This is a genomic window from Agrobacterium sp. 22-3639C2 (genome assembly GCF_053522105.1).
The window spans coordinates 605,052-621,197 of the sequence record NZ_JBNWDB010000002.1; the positions used below are offsets into that span (position 1 = coordinate 605,052).

Here is a 16,146-nt window from a genome sequence, read left to right on the forward strand (position 1 = left end):
TCCGAGGTCAGCGTGGCCAATCATTGCCGAGACTGCGCCTGGTCACTGAGCCTGCTGCTTTTGCTTCCGACAGCCCCAATCGTCAATCGCCCTTTCCTATCGGGCGGATGCAGGCGCGACGGCACAACAAAAACCCCGGGGACCGAAGTCCCCGAGGCTTTTGTCCGGTCCGCCGCACCGAATAATCAGAGCTTGCCGTTACGCTGCTGGATCATCATGAAAGTATCGAAAGTATATTCCGCAAGCTGCATCCACAGGTAACCCTCGCGCTTGAAGGCGACCTGATCCTCGTAGATCTTCTTGAAGTCCGGGTTTGTTGCTGAAATATTGGCATAGACTTCCAACGCCGCCTTATAGCAGGCCTCGAGGATTTCCTGGCTGAAGGGCCGCAGCACGGCACCTTCCGAAACCAGCTGCTTGATGGCGATCGGGTTTTTCGCGTCGTATTTCGCCATCATGCTGGTATTGGCGAAAGCGCAGGCATCCTGCAGCACCGTCTGGTAGTTCTTCGGCAGGCTGTTCCACTTGTCCAGATTGACGAAGGAATGGATGACCGGTCCGCCTTCCCAGAAGGCCGGGTAATAATAATATTTCGCCACCTTCTGGAAACCGAGCTTGTGGTCGTCATACGGACCAACCCATTCGGCGGCATCAATAGTGCCTTTTTCCAGCGCCGGATAGATATCGCCGCCAGCGATCTGCTGCGGGACCACGCCGAGCTTTTCCACCACCTTGCCGGCAAGACCGGCAATGCGCATCTTCACACCCTTGAAATCGTCGACGGTGTTGATTTCCTTGCGGAACCAGCCGCCCATCTGGGCGCCGGTATTGCCTGATATCATGCCGTAGAGATTATGCTTGGCGTAAAACTCGTTGAGCAGCTTGTTGCCGTTGCCTTCGTAGAACCAGGAATTGGTCAGGCGGGCATTAAGACCAAACGGTATCGCCGTGCCGATAGCGAAGGTCGGATCCTTGCCGACGTAATAATAGGAGCAGGTATGGCACATTTCCACCGTACCCGATGATACGGCATCGGCTGCTTGCAGGCCGGGCACGATTTCGCCAGCAGCAAAGGGCTGGATGGTGAAATTGCCGTCGGTAGCGGCCGCCACATGTTTGGCAATATCCTCGGCGCCGCCATAGATTGTATCGAGCGACTTCGGAAACGACGACGTCAGTCGCCAGGTGATCTTGGTATTCTGTTGTGCAATTGCGGGCGCAGCCAAGGCTGTCGCAGCAGCCCCCGCCAGCGCACCTTTTTTCATAAAGGAACGGCGATCCATCTATATCCTCCCAGATATCAACGCTGCCCGCAGCTTGAATTCCCCTCGTGCTGTTCAGGCATCGCAGCAAAGTAAGCACGGTTACCGCCCAGCTGACAAGCACCCGCGCCAAGAATTAATTGCCGGAAAACCAGCCATATCAGGATTTTTTCGGCGGCCTCTTCGCTATTTTATTTGCAACTGAAATATCGCGACGCCGCCTTATACTTTAGCCGCATATATTGCGTTCCGAGGACGAAACACATGCTTGACTTGGCCCGCTTGCAGTCGCACAAATTTTCGAAGATTCGCCCCCGGAGCCACCATGCCAAAACCGATTATCGCCGTCCCCGCCGACATCCGGCATTTCACCGGAGCCGACTGGCACGCCGCGCAGAACCAGTATCTTTCCGCGGCGCTGAAGGTGGCTGATGTCATGTCCTTCATCGTTCCGGCCTTTGAGGACGGCAATGAGGTCGATGCCATCCTCGACCGGGTCGATGGCCTGCTCGTCTCCGGCTCGGCCACCAATGTTCACCCTTCTCTTTATGGAAAAGAGGCACAGGAGAGTGACGGCCCGTTCGATCCAGCCCGCGACGCCACCAGCCTGCCGCTGATCCGCCGGGCGTTGGAACGCGGCATTCCGATGCTTGCCATCTGTCGCGGCATTCAGGAGCTGAACGTCGCGCTGGGCGGCACGCTTGCTTCCGAAATTCAGGAACAGCCCGGAATTTGGGACCACCGCAAGCCGGAACATGAGGACCGCGACGTGGCCTTCGCCATCCGCCAGCCGGTGCATGTGCGCGAAGGCTCCTGCATTGCACAGCATCTTGGCATGTCGGGAGAAATCCAGATCAATTCGCTGCATCGGCAGGCAATTGCCGAGACCGCGCCACGCCTGCAGGTGGAGGCGACGGCGGCAGACGGCACGATCGAGGCCGTTTCCGTCATCGATGCCAAGGGCTTTGCCGTTGGTGTGCAATGGCACCCGGAATATTGGGCCGAGACAGACGCACCCTCGCGCGCTTTGTTCGAAGCTTTCGGCAAGGCAGTTCACGAGTACCGCAACAGCAAGACCTGAAACCGACCCCTCCCCTCCAAGGCCATTCAGGTCCTTGTCGATAGGACAAAAAAAGGGGCAAGCCTGAAGGCCTGCCCCAGGTCCGGGAGGAGGAGTGCTTAGCGTTTTGCGCGTTTCTTCTGGCGGTAGACGTCAGCGACGACGGCGGCCACGATGATCAGTCCCTTGACGATCTCCTGGTAATAGGCATCGACCCTGAGGAACGTGAAACCGGATGTCATGACACCGAGAATGATGGTGCCGATCACTGTGCCGGTAATACGGCCAGCACCGCCGGCGAGCGAAGTGCCGCCGATAACGGCCGCGGCGATGGCGTCGAGTTCATACATCACACCCATGCCGGCCTGCGCCGTCTGTGCACGGGCAGCGGTGACGACACCTGCAAGACCGGCCAGCATGCCGGCAATGGCATAGACCTTGATCAGATGCGCCTCGATATTGATACCGGAAACGCGGGCGGCCTGCTGGTTGGCGCCGATGGCATAGGTGAACTTGCCGTAACGGGTGTAACGCAGCGCGACGTGGAAAATAACCGCGACGACGAGGAAAACCACGACCGGCCAGACACCTGTTCCGATGAAGGTGAAACCGTCGGTCAGACCGGAAATCGGTTGGCCCTTGGTGTACCATTTGGAAAGGCCGCGCGCCGTCACCATCATGCCCAGGGTTGCGATGAAGGGCGGGATTTTCGTGCGTGCTATAAGCTGCCCGTTGATGAAACCGGCCAAAGCGCCAGCCAGAATGCCGACAGCCAGCGGCATGAAGAAAGGCAGATCGGTCAGACCCGGGTAAAGCGCCCGCGGCCATGTGGACGACTGCCCCACGCTGGCGGACAACATCGCCGTCAGACCGACGACCGAACCGGAGGACAGATCGATGCCGCCGGTGATGATGACCTGCGTGACGCCGACGGCGATGATGCCGATGACGGACACCTGCAGGATCATGATCGTCAGGCGCTGCTGGTTCATCAGAAAGCTCTGGCCGATGAAAATCCAGCCAAGAATTTCGTAAACCAGCGCGATGCCAATCAGCACGAAAAATATATTTGCTTCGGGCGGTATGCGCCTGTGCGGCTTGCGTCCGGATTTTGCATCCAACTCTGCGTTGGCGGCGGCGTTCGTATTCATAGTCATTCCTCCTCGAGAAATCCCGGCGCGCCTCACCGCGATGCGAGATCCATCACCTTCACCTGTGTGGCTTCACTTCTGTCAAGGAAGCCCGTCACGCGACCTTCATGCATGACCATGATACGGTCGCTCATGCCCAGAACCTCCGGCATTTCGGAGGAAATCATGATGACGGCGACGCCATTGCGCGCCATCTCGCCAACCAGCTTGTGGATTTCGGCCTTTGCGCCAACATCGATCCCGCGCGTCGGCTCATCCAGAATGAGGATGCGTGGCTGTGTCAGCATCCAGCGCCCGATCAACACCTTCTGCTGATTACCGCCCGACAGGTTTTCGATGCGTTCGTAAAGATTGGGCGTCTTGACCCGGAGCTTGCGGCACATGTCGTCGCAGGCTTCCGAAAGCGTCTTTTCCTGCACGAAGCCGTTGGCGACATATTTGTCCTGAAGAACCGCGATCTGCATGTTCTCAAGAATATTGAGGATCAGCAGGCAGCCGGTATCCTTGCGGTCTTCCGTCAGGAACGCCATGCGGTGACGGATCGCCTCTGTCGGACTTGCGATCGACACAGGCTTGCCGTTGATTTCCACAGTGCCCGAAGACGCCGGCGTAACGCCGAACACCGTTTCCGCCACGTTCGAGCGGCCAGAACCGACAAGGCCGGCGACACCTAGAATTTCCCCGGCGCGAACATCAAATGACACGTCATGGAAGACGCCGTTCAGCGTCAGGTTCTTGACCGACAGCACCACATCGCCGATCGGAACCTCTTCCTTCGGGAACATCTGGGTAATTTCGCGCCCCACCATCATGCGGATGATGTCGTCTCGCGTCACATCGGTGGACGCGTGGGTGCCGATATATTTGCCGTCGCGAAAGACGGAAAACTCATCGGCGATCTCGAAAAGCTCATTCATCTTGTGAGTGATGTAGACGATGCCGATACCGCGGTCCCTGAGGTCGCGGATGATGCGGAACAGATGTTCCACCTCGCGCTCCGTCAACGCTGACGTCGGTTCGTCCATGATGAGAACGTCGGAATCGTAGGAAACCGCCTTGGCGATTTCGACCATCTGCCGGCTTGCGACCGATAGTTCGCCGACACGCATTTCCGGATCGAGATCGATACCGAGCCTTTCGAGCAGTGTCTGGGTGCGGCGATACATTTCGCCATGGTCGATAAAGCCCAGTCGGTTTTTTGGCTCTCGGCGAATCCATATATTTTCCGCCACCGTCATATAGGCCATCAGGTTGAGTTCCTGATGGATCATCGCAATGCCGTTTTCGAGCGCATCAAGCGGTGAATCGAGGCGTATCGCAGCGCCCTTCAGGCGAATTTCTCCGACATCCGGCTGGTAGATACCTGCCAGAATCTTCATCAGCGTCGATTTACCGGCGCCGTTCTCACCCATCAGCGCATGCACGGTGCCGCGCTTGAGGTGGAACGAAACGTCATCCAGCGCGACAACGCCGGGAAATTCCTTGCGTATGCCGTCCGCTGCGAGAAGATATTCTGCATTGGGCACGGCGCCGCTGGCGCGCACGGCGGCCATTGTCGATGGGCTGACGACCATCTTATCCTCCACGATAGACAAAAATGACCGGAGAAGAGGTTTCGCCAAAAGGCGCCCATCCTCCGGGGAGGCCTACAGCGCCGTGCCGATCAAGACACACATAAGCGCTGTAAAACTTTGAATTCACTGAAATACTATTCTAGCCTGGTTCAACTCGGCGTCTGAGACGCCGACTGCCATCCAGAACCGGCATTTGCTTCCGATATTGCTTGAAACGGTCGCAAATGCCGGTAAAGGGTCGTCAGTTCTTGGCTACGTAGTCCTTGACGTTTTCCGGGGTAACGAGCTGGAAGGGAATGTAGACCTTCTTGTCAACCTTGTCGCCCTTGACGAGCTTCAGTGCGGCATCGAGAGCACCCTTGCCCTGGCCAGCCGCATCCTGGAAGACCGTCACGTCGAGATCGCCTGCCTGCATGGCGGCAAGAGCGTCTTGCGTGGCGTCCACACCGGCAACGACATATTCCTTCATGTCCTTGCCCGCGGCCTTCAGAGCCTGGATAGCGCCGATCGCCATTTCATCGTTATTGGCGATGACGGCATTGAACTCGATACCGCCGGACAGCCAGTTGGTGACGAGGTCGGAACCCTGCGTGCGCTGCCAATTGGCCGTCTGCTCTTCAACCACGGAAATGCCCTTGCATTCATCGGTTTTCAGAACATCGTGAACGGCCTGCGTGCGCATGCGCGCGCCCTGATTGGACAACTCGCCCATCATGATCACGGCCTTGCCCTTGCCACCGAGAAGGCGGCAGACTTCCTTGGTTTCAAGCGTGCCGGCCACAGTTTCTTCCGATGCCACGAAGGCCTGGCCGTCTGGCAGGGAATCCACGTTTACCGGCTGGCGGTTGACGTAAACCAGCGGAATCTTGGCTTCAGCAGCAAGTTTCGACATGGCCGCCGTCGCATCCGTATCAACCGGATTGACGATGATCGCATCGACCTTGGAGGCGATGAAATTCTGGATCTGGCTCTGCTGCTTGGCAACGTCGTTCTGCGCGTCCTCAACTTGCAGGGTGACGCCCTTCAGCTCCTTGGAATAATCCTGCATGCCGTTGCGCAGCACGGTCAGGAAGTTGTCGTCGAACAGGGCCATCGAAACACCGACGGTCTCGGCATGTGCCGCCGTGCCCAAAAGCACAGACATAGCCGCACTGATAATAAGCTTTTTCATTGTTTTCTCCTCCTCGGTGTCCAGCGCCACCTCTCCCAGCCGGAAACGGACCCGAGAGCCCGCCGCTAACTCCTCACATCCAGAAAACGGAATAATGAAACCGAATTTCTGTTGTTCGATATATTTATTCCATTTTTGGTTCGAACGTCAATGCTTTCTTCGTGGCCGTGAAGCGAGACGGCACACAAGGCGGTGATGACCAGGAGTTTTCAGAGAAAACGGGGATAGCCCCCTTCGCCCTGGCGTGGGCGGAGGGGGCTCATGCGCTTGCTGAGCACTTTCGCGGAAGTCGATGGCCTGCCTGCGATAAAACATCACGGACAAGTGGAAGAGTTGGACGGGCGCGAAAGACGCGCCACGTCTTAATCGTGAAAACCGGGCATCACCTCCGCCGGAATGGGGCAGACATAATCACTGCCCTCGGTTTTCTCCAGCCATTCTTTTTTGACACTTTCAAGCAGCTCGGGCGATGTCATCAGCGAAAGACCCGTCGATGCGAGCGTCTTGGCAGCGTGTGCCATGGCTTTGTGGGCGGCCGGGCTTTTGCCCTGCGCCACCACCTGCCATGTATGCGGATTGGTCCCGATTGCCCATGCGGGCGTCCAGCATTGCGCTGTCGGCGTCACCCAACTGACATCACCGACATCGGTCGAGCCGGCACGAAAATGCGACTGCCCCTCGAAATCGCGCAGGCCGAGATGCAGCGGCGTCGACCCGTCGATCTTCCCGTTGGAAAAGACGTCGCCCTTGATCTGGTAGAGCCGGATGCTGCTTTTGATCGCCTCTTCCGTGAACGTGTCCTGAATGACCTTGGCGAAGGCCTGATCGGCCTCGTCGAAGGCTATGGGTCCAAGCGCCACCATGTTTTCATGCATCGCCGTTTCGAGCGTGATGTTGGGCAGGAGATTGGTGGAGGCGGTATCGAAGACGATCTCCACCTCTGTTTCGGTCATCATGGCCGCACCACGCGCGACCTTGTCCACACGGGCTGCGAGATCGAGCGCCTGGCGCATTTCAGGTGCGCGGATCAGATAGAGCACTTCGGCCTTTGCCTGCACCACATTTGCCGCTTTGCCGCCGGCATCGGTGATCGCATAATGCACCCGGCAATCCTGCGGCATGTGTTCGCGCAGGAAATTGACGCCAACATTCATCAATTCGACAGCATCTAGCGCCGAGCGACCAAGATGGGCGGCGTTGGAGGCATGGGAAGCAACGCCCTTGAAACGATAAAAATATTCCAGCACCGCGAGATTGTTGGTGGAGCGTACGCCGTTGAAGGGCGCGGGATGCCACGTCAAAGCCGCATCGACATCGTCAAACAGACCGGCGCGCACCATGAAAGTCTTGCCGGAACCGCCCTCTTCGCCGGGGCAGCCATAATAACGCACCGTGCCGGGCAGGTTGTTGGCTTTCAGATGCCGGGCAAGTGCGATGGCGGCCATCAGCGAGCCGACGCCGAGCAGATTGTGGCCGCAGCCATGGCCGGTGGCGTCGGGTTCAAGCGGTTTTGGCTCAGCCACGCCGGCCATCTGACTCATGCCAGCAAGCGCGTCAAATTCGCCTAGGAAGGCAATAACCGGCTTGCCGTGGCCGAATTCACCGATGAAGGCCGTGTCCATGCCAGCTACACCGCGGCGGACCACAAAGCCGTTTTCCTCAAGCGTGTTCGCCAGAACCCCGGCGGATTGCTTCTCCTCGAATTTGAGTTCGGCAAAATCCCAGATGCTGTCGCTCAAAGTGGTGAAATGTGGCTTCATTGACTCGATTTCGGCGGCAATCGACATCACGGCTTCACGGTTCATGGCTTGTCCTCGCATTCCTGCCCTTTAAGGGCGCACGCAAACGCTTCGGCGGGGGGCCGCCAAATCATTACGGTCATGATGGCAAATGCCCGCGCCGGGCTTTGCTTCCGGCGCGGGCAATATTGGATCAGTTGTCGACCGAGACTTCCCAGAGGCGGGCGTTCGACTGCCACACCGGCTGACCCTTGAGCTTCTTGGTCGCGCCCCAGACATCGACCATGTCGTAAAGGAAGATGCCCGGCATTTCCTTCAGCATCAGTTCGTGGAACTCGTCGAAAATTTTCTGGCGCTTCGCCTGGTCGGCCTCAACATAGGCAGCCTTCATCAGCTCGATCGCCTTCGGATCATCCCACATCAGGGAGGCGTTCTTGTCCTTGTTACCGACGTAGAATGCATACATCAGGGCCGGATCGAGACGCGGCGCGACAGACTGCGAGATCACCTGATAATTGCCGGAACGGCGACGATCCACCTGCGTGGCATAGTCCAGCACCTCGATCTGTACGTTCAGACCCGCCTGTTGCATCATGGCCTGCGCCATGACGGCTGCCGGAAAACTCGGCACATTGCCGCGCTTGTTGGCGATGATAGAGATCGGCTCGCCCTTGTAACCGGCTGCCTCCAGTTCCTTCTTGGCTGCCTCGATGTCATAGGCCGGACGCTTCTTCTGGGTTTCATCGAAATAGACCGAGTCCTGCGAAACCATCGAGCCGTTGGCTTCGCCCGTACCGTTCGATGCGGCGGCGACCAGTTCATCGAGATCAAGCGCCATCGCCATGGCGCGGCGCACGCCGGGATTGCTCAGCACCTTGTCGCGGGTCTGAATATAGAAAAGGTTCTTGCCGTTGTTGCGGGCAACAATGAGCTGCATCTTCTCATTCGTCTTGAACTCCGGAATGAGATCGGGAGAAATCTCGGCGGTGTCGAGCACGCCGGATTCGAGGCCCGCCTTCACGGTCGAGGCGTCCGGAATAACCATGAACTTGATGCCGTCGGCCAGCGGCCGCTTGGAGCCGACCATGCCATCCGGCTTGCCGTCATTTACAGGCGAAACATAATCCGCGAATTTGGCGAGACGGATATATTCACCCTTCTTCCATTCGTTCCACTGGAACGGACCGGTGCCGATGGGCTTGACGAAGCTGCCGTCAGCGGCAATGGATTCCGGCGAGATCATGCCGGTATAACCGCATTCGGGCCGCGACATCAGGCCGAGGAAAACGGCTGACGGCTTTTCAAGCGTAATCTGAACCGTGGAGGCGTCCGTGGCCTTGACGCCGGTGACATGCGCGGCACCGCCTTCCACGAAATCATTCAGGCAAGCCCATTTGGTTTCGGGCTTCAGATAGCGCGTCCAGTTCCAGACGACATCTTCTGCGGTGAGCGGCTTGCCGTTATGGAATTTTACATCCGCGCGCAGCTTGAACGTATAGGTGAGGCCATCTGGCGAAACCTCGAAGCTCTCGGCAAGCAGCGGCTTTACTTCGCCGCCATTGTTGTAACCGACGAGGCCTTCGACGATGTGCAGGATCACCCCGTCCGTATTGCCGTCACGATTGACGCCGGGATTGCTGCTGCGCAGATCGGAGCTCTGCGCAATGGTGATGTCGCGAGCCGCCGCGATATTGGCTGTTACGAGCAGGGCCGCGCCTGCGAGAAGAAGTTTGTTCACTGTTCTACCCTCTTTGTTGTCGTTGATTATCATTGTTGAAAGCCGTCCCAGCAGGCCTGCGCCAGCCGGCCGATCGTTTCGAGCGCGATGGTGTATCCCGGCGTGCCGTCAGGCATCACCTGCGGCACTTCATCGGTATAGGCGGTGATGATGAAAGACGGCGCGCCGTTTCTGTAGACGATGCCGGCGTCCATACGCCCGCGCTTGCCGCGTCCGCTCTTGCTCGCCACCACAGCCTCGAATGGCAGGCGGGAGCGGATTCCGTAGCGCAATATCTGGTTTTTCAGCGTCTGCATTGCCCAGCCGCACAATTGCGGGCTGCAGCCGAGCTTTGCCTGCGCCTCTGGCGAGGACTGGGCATCAAGAATGGTCTGAAGCAGCAGCACCTGGTCCGCCGCCGAGGTGGTGGTGACGGTCTTCAGCGGATGATCGGCCGCCAGCGCCAACGGTGGAATGAGGAAACGGTGGTGGGTATTAGCCATGCCGAGCGTCTTGCAATAGCTGTCCACCTCCTCAAGCGTCAGCCGCTCCAGCACCATCTTGGTGCAGACATTGTCGCTCAGCACCATCATGCCGGCGAGTGCATCGCGCAGGGAAATGACGATGCCCGGCGTCAGATAGCGGAACATGCCGCTGGCCACCTCTTCCGCCAGCCTCTTCTCGTAGGTGACCGGCTGGTCGAGATCGAGCCGCCCTTCGCTGGCAGCCTTGAGCACGGCCATCATGATCGACGTCTTGCGGGTGCTGCCCGACGGGGTCTCCTCGTTTTCTCCCCTTCCGATCTCTTCGCCGGTCAGGAGATTGCGCACCATGAAGCGCGTCACAAAAGGCTGTGCATCACAGATAGCATTCAGTTGGGCAGCCACAGTCATTGTCATGTTCCTGTTAAACTTCTTCTTCCAGACGCCATTTGAGTGTCACACCGCCCTTTTCATTCTGGTCGAGGGCGGGAATGGCCGAGAGGAGCCGGCGTGTGTAGGCCTCTCTCGGGCTGTCGAAAATCGTGTCGCGGTCGCCCTCTTCGATGATACGGCCGTCCTGCATGACGACGACACGGTCGGCCACCTGTTCGACCACGCCGAGATCGTGGCTGATGAACAGGCAGGAAAAGCCGTAACGTTTCTGCAGATCGGAAAAGAGATCGAGCACCTGCGCCCGCACCGTCACGTCAAGGGCGGAAACCGGTTCGTCGGCGATCAGGAACCGCGGACGGCGGGCAATGGCACGGGCAATCGCCACGCGCTGGCGTTGGCCGCCGGAAAGCTCGTGCGGATAACGGCTGGCATAGTCTGCGCCAAGCCCTACCTCTTCCAGCGTTTCCAGCGCCCGCTTGCGCTTGGCGGCCTGATCCAGGCCGGGGACGAGACGCAACGCCTCCTCCACCAGCGCCTGAATGGTCATTCGCGGATCGAGCGAGGAATAGGGATCCTGAAACACCATCTGGCAATTCAGGCGATAGTCGTTCCAGTCCTCTTTGCGTTCCCGCCCCTGAAACTGGATCTGCCCTTCGCTTTCCTTTACGAGACCGGCAATGGTGCGGCCAAGCGTGGTCTTGCCGGAGCCGGAGCCACCGACCAGTGCCACGACCTCACCTTCGTGAATATCGATGCTGACCCCATGCAGCGCCCGCTTCGGCTTGGCTTTCTTCAGCAGTGACTTGCGTCCGGCATAATCGACAACAATGTTTCGGGCTGAAATCATCGGCGCCTTGCTGGTGTCGACGACACGCGGCTCGCCCCGGAAGGGCAAAGAGGAAAGCAGCTTTTTCGTATAGGGATGCTGCGGCGCATCGAGCAGGTCTTCGGTGCGACCCTGTTCGACAATCGCGCCCTTCTCCATAACCACGATACGGCTCGTATAGCGGGCCACCATCGGCAGGTCATGGCTGATGAGAAGGACGGCTGTTCCCTCCGCCCGTGTCAGTTCGACCATCAGCTCCATGACGTCGCGCTGGATGACGGCATCGAGCGCCGTCGTCGGCTCGTCGGCGATCAGCAGCGCCGGTTTCAGGAGCATAACCGAGGCCAGCATGATGCGCTGGCGCATGCCGCCGGAAAACTCATGCGGATAGGCAGCAAGCGCCCCTTCGGGATCGCGGATACCGACCCGTCTCAGCATCTCGAGAATTTTCTCGCGGCGCTCTTCCGGCGATAACTTGGTGTGAAGGATCAGGCCTTCTTCCAACTGCCGGCCAATCGTCATCGACGGATTGAGAGAGGTCATCGGCTCCTGGAAAACGACGCCGATTTCCGCGCCGCGCAGGCGGCGAAGTTCCCTTGCCGGCAGGGACATCACGTCCCTTCCCTTGTAGATGACCGATCCACCGGTGACGGCGATTGCCGGGGGCAGAAGCGAGATGAGTGCGCGGGTGGCCAGCGTCTTTCCCGATCCGCTTTCGCCGACGATGCCGAAGATTTCGCCAGGCGCAATATCGAAGGAAACATCCTTGACTACCCGGTGGCCGCTTCCCGCGACCTCCAGCGAAAGGCCGCGCACGGTAAGAAGAGTATTGTCCGTCATTTGAGACCTCTCATGCGCGGGTCAAGCCTGTCGCGAAGGGCATCGCCCAGAAGATTGATGCCGAGCAGTGTCAGCGCGATGCAGAGACCGGGGAAAAGCCCGAGCCAGACGGCCTGCTGGATGAAGGGCCGGCCAGCGGCCAGCATGTTGCCCCAGGTGGGGGCCGGCGGTGGCACGCCAAGGCCGAGGAAGGACAGTGCGCTTTCCGAGAGGATTGCCCAGCCGAACATGGATGTGGCAAGCACCGTGATCGGCGCGATGCAATTGGGCAGGATGTGGCGGAACATGGTGTAGATCTCGCCATTGCCCATCACCAGCGATGCCTCGATGAACTCGCGCTCACGCAGCGACAATACCGCGCCACGCACCACGCGGGCCATGGATGGCGTGTAGGCGATGCCGAGCGCAAAGATGATGCCGTACTGGTTGGCACCAAAGACCGCGAGAAGGCCAAGCGCCAGGAGAATGCCGGGAAAAGCGAGAAGCGCATTGTTGATGGCCATGATGACGCCATCAATCCAGCCGCGCGCATAACCGCTGACAAGACCGATCAGAGTGCCGCAGATCGTCGCGAAGCTGACCGTCAGGAAGCCGATCCAGACGCTGGCACGCGCGCCGACCATCAGGCGGCTGAGAACATCGCGCCCGAATTCGTCGGTGCCGAGAAGATGGCTGGGACCGGGCGCGGCCAGCCGCGAGGCGAAACCGAGCTTCATCGGATCATAGGGCGTCCAGAACAGGCCGGTAATGGCGGTGATGAGCAGGAGGCCGATGAGAACGCCGCCGATAAGCCCGTTGAGTGTGAACTTTTTCATTCGGCAACCACACGCGGATCGAAGAGAGGATAAAGAAGGTCGACGAAGAGATTGACCAGCACGTAGGACAGGGAAACGAACAGCAGGCAGCCCTGTATGACGGGGTAGTCACGCGCAAAGATACTGTCGACCATCAGCCGCCCGAGCCCTGGAATGGTAAAGACCGTCTCGATGACGGCGATGCCGCCGAGAAGATTCCCGAGGATGAGGCCGATCATCGTCCATGTGGGACCAAAGGCATTCTTGAAGGCGTGCCGCCAGAGGACGGCGCTCTCCGAAAGTCCCTTGGCGCGGGCATGGGTAATGTAATCCAGCCGCAGCACTTCAAGCGTGGAGGCGCGGGCCATGCGGATCAGAACACCCATTTCGTGGATCACCAGCGTCATGACAGGCAGGACGAGATAGAGCATGCCGCCAACGAGATTGTCGCTGATCGACACGTATCCCAGCACCGGCAGCCAGCCGAGCTTTAGACCGAAGAACAACAGAAGCAGAAGCCCGAGCCAGAATGTCGGTATGGACAAAAGCAGGGTTGCCGTTCCAACCAGTGCAAGATCGGTCAGGCTGTTCTGTTTCCAGGCGGCGATCACACCTGCCGGAACCGCAATCAGGCTGGCCAGCAGAACGGCGACGACGACGATCTCAGCACTGACGAGGAACCGCGACACGACCAGCGGCAATACTGCCTCGTCGTTGACGATGGACCGGCCGAAATCGCCCTGCACCACATTGCCCGCCCAGATGACGAACTGTTGAGGCATGGACTTGTCGAGACCAAGCTCTGTTCTCATCGCCTCGATCTGTTCCGGTTGCGCCATGTCGCCCAGCATCAGGGCGGCCGGATCACCCGGAATGAAGCGGATGAGCGCAAAGACCGTGATCGACACAAAGGCGATCGTCGGCAGCGCCATCAAAAGACGGCTCAGTATGAATCTTATCATCGGTTCCCCACGATTGATGGCCGGGAACGTGCTCCCGCCTCTATCGGTTTCGTTGCGAATGACTATGACGGATTGATAAATAACGCGCAATATTATGCATAAACGTCATATGCCTATGCAGAATGGTGGCACGTTTCATCCTGATAGGGGCAATGAGATTTCTCGCGAAAAACCCTGTTTTCAGTCGATTTTTTGCGAAAGCTGGATTTGCTGCTTCAAGGCGTCGCTCAGTGCCTGCGCCGCGATGGACAGCGGTGCGCCCGATGCCCGGGCAAGACCGAACTCCTGCGTTGATTGCGGAATGAAGGGCAGCGCCACGACGGGGAGGTGCCTGTAGAGGTTAGCATAAAAACTGCTGATGATCGTAACGCCCAGACCATGCGCGACATAGGCACATGCGGAACTGTTGGTGTGGGTCTCGATCTTCACCATGGGCTTGACGCCCGCCTTCTTGAAGACCTGCTCGAGCGCCATGCGGTTCGGCCGCTGCCGGCCGATCAGAATGAGCGGAATGTTGCGCAGGTCCTTCACCGTTATCTCGGTAAGCTCGGCTAAAGGGTGATCCTGACGGACCACGCAGACGCTTTTGCCGGTGGCGACACGCTCGACATCAATGCCCGGTCCAATCTCACCTTCCATGCGCAGGAAACCGAGGTCGATCACCCGCTCGCCAACCAGCCTGTTGATGGCGGTGGTCGTTTCAAAAAAAGTCTCGATGCGCACGCCGGGGAAATCCCTGACATAGTCTATCAGCATGGCGGGCGCGAAGTTCTCCCACATGCTGCTCGGCAGGCCGATGCGGACGATTTCCGGACCGGCAGCACCATTGCGCAGATCTTCGGCGTGGCCGGACATGCGGTCGACAGCAAGCAGCACATTTTCCGCGTCACGCGCGAGAAGCGCTGCCTCCGGCGTCGGGATCAGCCGCCCCTTGTCACGGGCAAACAGCGTCAGCGACAGGTCCGCCTCGAGCTGAGCCAGAAGCCGGCTGATACCGGACTGGCTTAGCCCCATGGCCTTGGCGGTGGCGATGGTCGAGCCGGTGGAAAGAAGCGTGCGAAGGACTTCGAGCTGCTTGATATTCATGAGGCCAGCACCATGGGATGAAAAGACGAGCCGGTTTCGGTTCAGACCTTTTGCCGCCGATAGGCCTTCATGTCACCGGTTTTTTTCGCATTGTCATTCGGCCCGGTCGGTCGCCGGTTACAATTCCACGTCATAGACCCTGTCGTGGGTGGCAACACGGGCCTCTCCTGATGGAGTCACCCAGCCCCGGAACATGCCGGGCGTATTATAGGGTGCGGCAATGCCACCTTCGGCATCGATGGCGACAAGACCCGCACCGATATCGTAGGGCGCCAGGTCCTTATGGACGAGGTTGCCGGCGGCGGTTTCCAGATTCTGCCCGAGATAGGCGACACGGGACGCGATCTCATGGCCGACGACGTAACGGATGAAAAATTCACCCTTGCCGGTGCCGGAAACGGCGCAGGCGCCGTCGCGTGCATAGGTGCCCGCCCCGATCACAGGGCTGTCACCCACCCGGCCGTCAGGCTTGTTGGTGTAGCCGCCGGTGGATGTCGCGGCTGCGAGATGCCCAGCCGCATCGAGTGCCACGGCACCGACGGTTCCGTGTTTTTCGTTTTCCGTCGCTTCCGTACCTGCGGTGGCATGGGCCTTCATGGCCGCCAGCGCCTCGACACGCTTTTGAGTGGTGAAGTAGGATTGAGGCTCCGTGGCAAGCCCTCTCTCCTTCGCAAACCGGTCAGCCGCTTCACCGGTGAGATAGACTGCGCGTTCATCCTCCATCAGCGCCCGGGCCGCCTTCACCGGGTTGCGGATGGCGCGGGAGGCGCTGATTGCGCCTGCCGCAAGGGTCTTGCCATCCATGATCGACGCGTCGAGTTCGTGAATGCCATTCTCGTTGAGCGCCGCCCCATGGCCTGCGTTGAAATGCGGGCTGTCCTCCATAACGACGACTGCCGCCTCAACCGCTTCCAGCGCAGTTCCGCCAGCCTTGAGCACACCATAACCGGCGCGCAGTGCCGCCGCCAGATCGTGGCGCGCCGCTTCCCATTCCTCCGGAGTCATGCTGTCTTCCGGCATAACCCCGCAACCACCGTGAATGGCCAGTGCGATCTTCGTCATATCCTCACTCCACTGTTGCCCCGCCGC

13 protein-coding genes are annotated in these 16,146 nt (G+C 59.1%); 1 reads left to right on the top strand and 12 read right to left on the bottom strand.

The genetic code is table 11. The features are described from left to right. Positions 1–185: 185 nt before the first annotated feature. The gene (locus ACQZ6D_RS10455; protein WP_003510986.1) at positions 186–1,283 is read right to left on the bottom strand and encodes a TRAP transporter substrate-binding protein; all 1,098 of its coding nucleotides are present in this window, start codon (positions 1,281–1,283) and stop codon (positions 186–188) included. Between the two features lie 304 nt (positions 1,284–1,587). Here ACQZ6D_RS10455 and ACQZ6D_RS10460 point away from each other — a divergent pair, with 304 nt between their 5' ends. Continuing rightward, complete coding sequence (locus ACQZ6D_RS10460; protein WP_013761612.1) at positions 1,588–2,343, top strand: gamma-glutamyl-gamma-aminobutyrate hydrolase family protein; 756 nt, start codon at positions 1,588–1,590, stop codon at positions 2,341–2,343. A gap of 98 nt (positions 2,344–2,441) precedes the next feature. On the opposite strand, the gene ACQZ6D_RS10465 is transcribed toward ACQZ6D_RS10460, so the two are convergent. The 11 genes from ACQZ6D_RS10465 to ACQZ6D_RS10515 all read right to left on the bottom strand — a co-directional run bounded on the left by ACQZ6D_RS10465 (position 2,442) and on the right by ACQZ6D_RS10515 (position 16,119). After that, positions 2,442–3,473, bottom strand: a complete 1,032-nt coding sequence (locus ACQZ6D_RS10465) for an ABC transporter permease (protein WP_003510990.1) — start codon at positions 3,471–3,473, stop codon at positions 2,442–2,444. A gap of 32 nt (positions 3,474–3,505) precedes the next feature. Next, the gene (locus ACQZ6D_RS10470; RefSeq protein WP_003510992.1) at positions 3,506–5,047 is read right to left on the bottom strand and encodes a sugar ABC transporter ATP-binding protein; all 1,542 of its coding nucleotides are present in this window, start codon (positions 5,045–5,047) and stop codon (positions 3,506–3,508) included. Positions 5,048–5,288: 241 nt separating this feature from the next. Continuing rightward, positions 5,289–6,218 carry a sugar ABC transporter substrate-binding protein gene (locus tag ACQZ6D_RS10475; RefSeq protein ID WP_003510994.1) on the bottom strand — a complete coding sequence of 310 codons (930 nt, stop codon included), beginning with the start codon at positions 6,216–6,218 and terminating at the stop codon, positions 5,289–5,291. Positions 6,219–6,580: 362 nt separating this feature from the next. Continuing rightward, complete coding sequence (locus tag ACQZ6D_RS10480; RefSeq protein ID WP_448729906.1) at positions 6,581–8,023, bottom strand: M20 family metallopeptidase; 1,443 nt, start codon at positions 8,021–8,023, stop codon at positions 6,581–6,583. Between the two features lie 127 nt (positions 8,024–8,150). Continuing rightward, positions 8,151–9,695, bottom strand: coding sequence for an ABC transporter substrate-binding protein (locus ACQZ6D_RS10485; RefSeq protein ID WP_448729907.1), 1,545 nt, complete (start codon positions 9,693–9,695; stop codon positions 8,151–8,153). Positions 9,696–9,724: 29 nt separating this feature from the next. Beyond that, on the bottom strand, positions 9,725–10,567 hold the full coding sequence (locus ACQZ6D_RS10490; RefSeq protein ID WP_026330689.1) for a serine hydrolase: 843 nt from the start codon (positions 10,565–10,567) through the stop codon (positions 9,725–9,727). Positions 10,568–10,580: 13 nt separating this feature from the next. After that, the gene (locus ACQZ6D_RS10495) at positions 10,581–12,215 is read right to left on the bottom strand and encodes an ABC transporter ATP-binding protein (protein ID WP_013761617.1); all 1,635 of its coding nucleotides are present in this window, start codon (positions 12,213–12,215) and stop codon (positions 10,581–10,583) included. Further along, positions 12,212–13,030 (bottom strand): ABC transporter permease, encoded by an 819-nt coding sequence (locus ACQZ6D_RS10500; RefSeq protein WP_013761618.1) that lies wholly within the window; start codon positions 13,028–13,030, stop codon positions 12,212–12,214. Before ACQZ6D_RS10500 ends, ACQZ6D_RS10495 begins: the two co-directional genes overlap by 4 nt. After that, positions 13,027–13,971 carry an ABC transporter permease gene (locus ACQZ6D_RS10505; protein WP_003511005.1) on the bottom strand — a complete coding sequence of 315 codons (945 nt, stop codon included), beginning with the start codon at positions 13,969–13,971 and terminating at the stop codon, positions 13,027–13,029. Before ACQZ6D_RS10505 ends, ACQZ6D_RS10500 begins: the two co-directional genes overlap by 4 nt. A gap of 180 nt (positions 13,972–14,151) precedes the next feature. Beyond that, positions 14,152–15,057 (bottom strand): LysR family transcriptional regulator, encoded by a 906-nt coding sequence (locus tag ACQZ6D_RS10510; RefSeq protein WP_003511007.1) that lies wholly within the window; start codon positions 15,055–15,057, stop codon positions 14,152–14,154. Positions 15,058–15,174: 117 nt separating this feature from the next. Next, positions 15,175–16,119 (bottom strand): isoaspartyl peptidase/L-asparaginase family protein, encoded by a 945-nt coding sequence (locus ACQZ6D_RS10515; RefSeq protein ID WP_448729908.1) that lies wholly within the window; start codon positions 16,117–16,119, stop codon positions 15,175–15,177. Between the last annotated feature and the right edge of the window lie 27 nt (positions 16,120–16,146).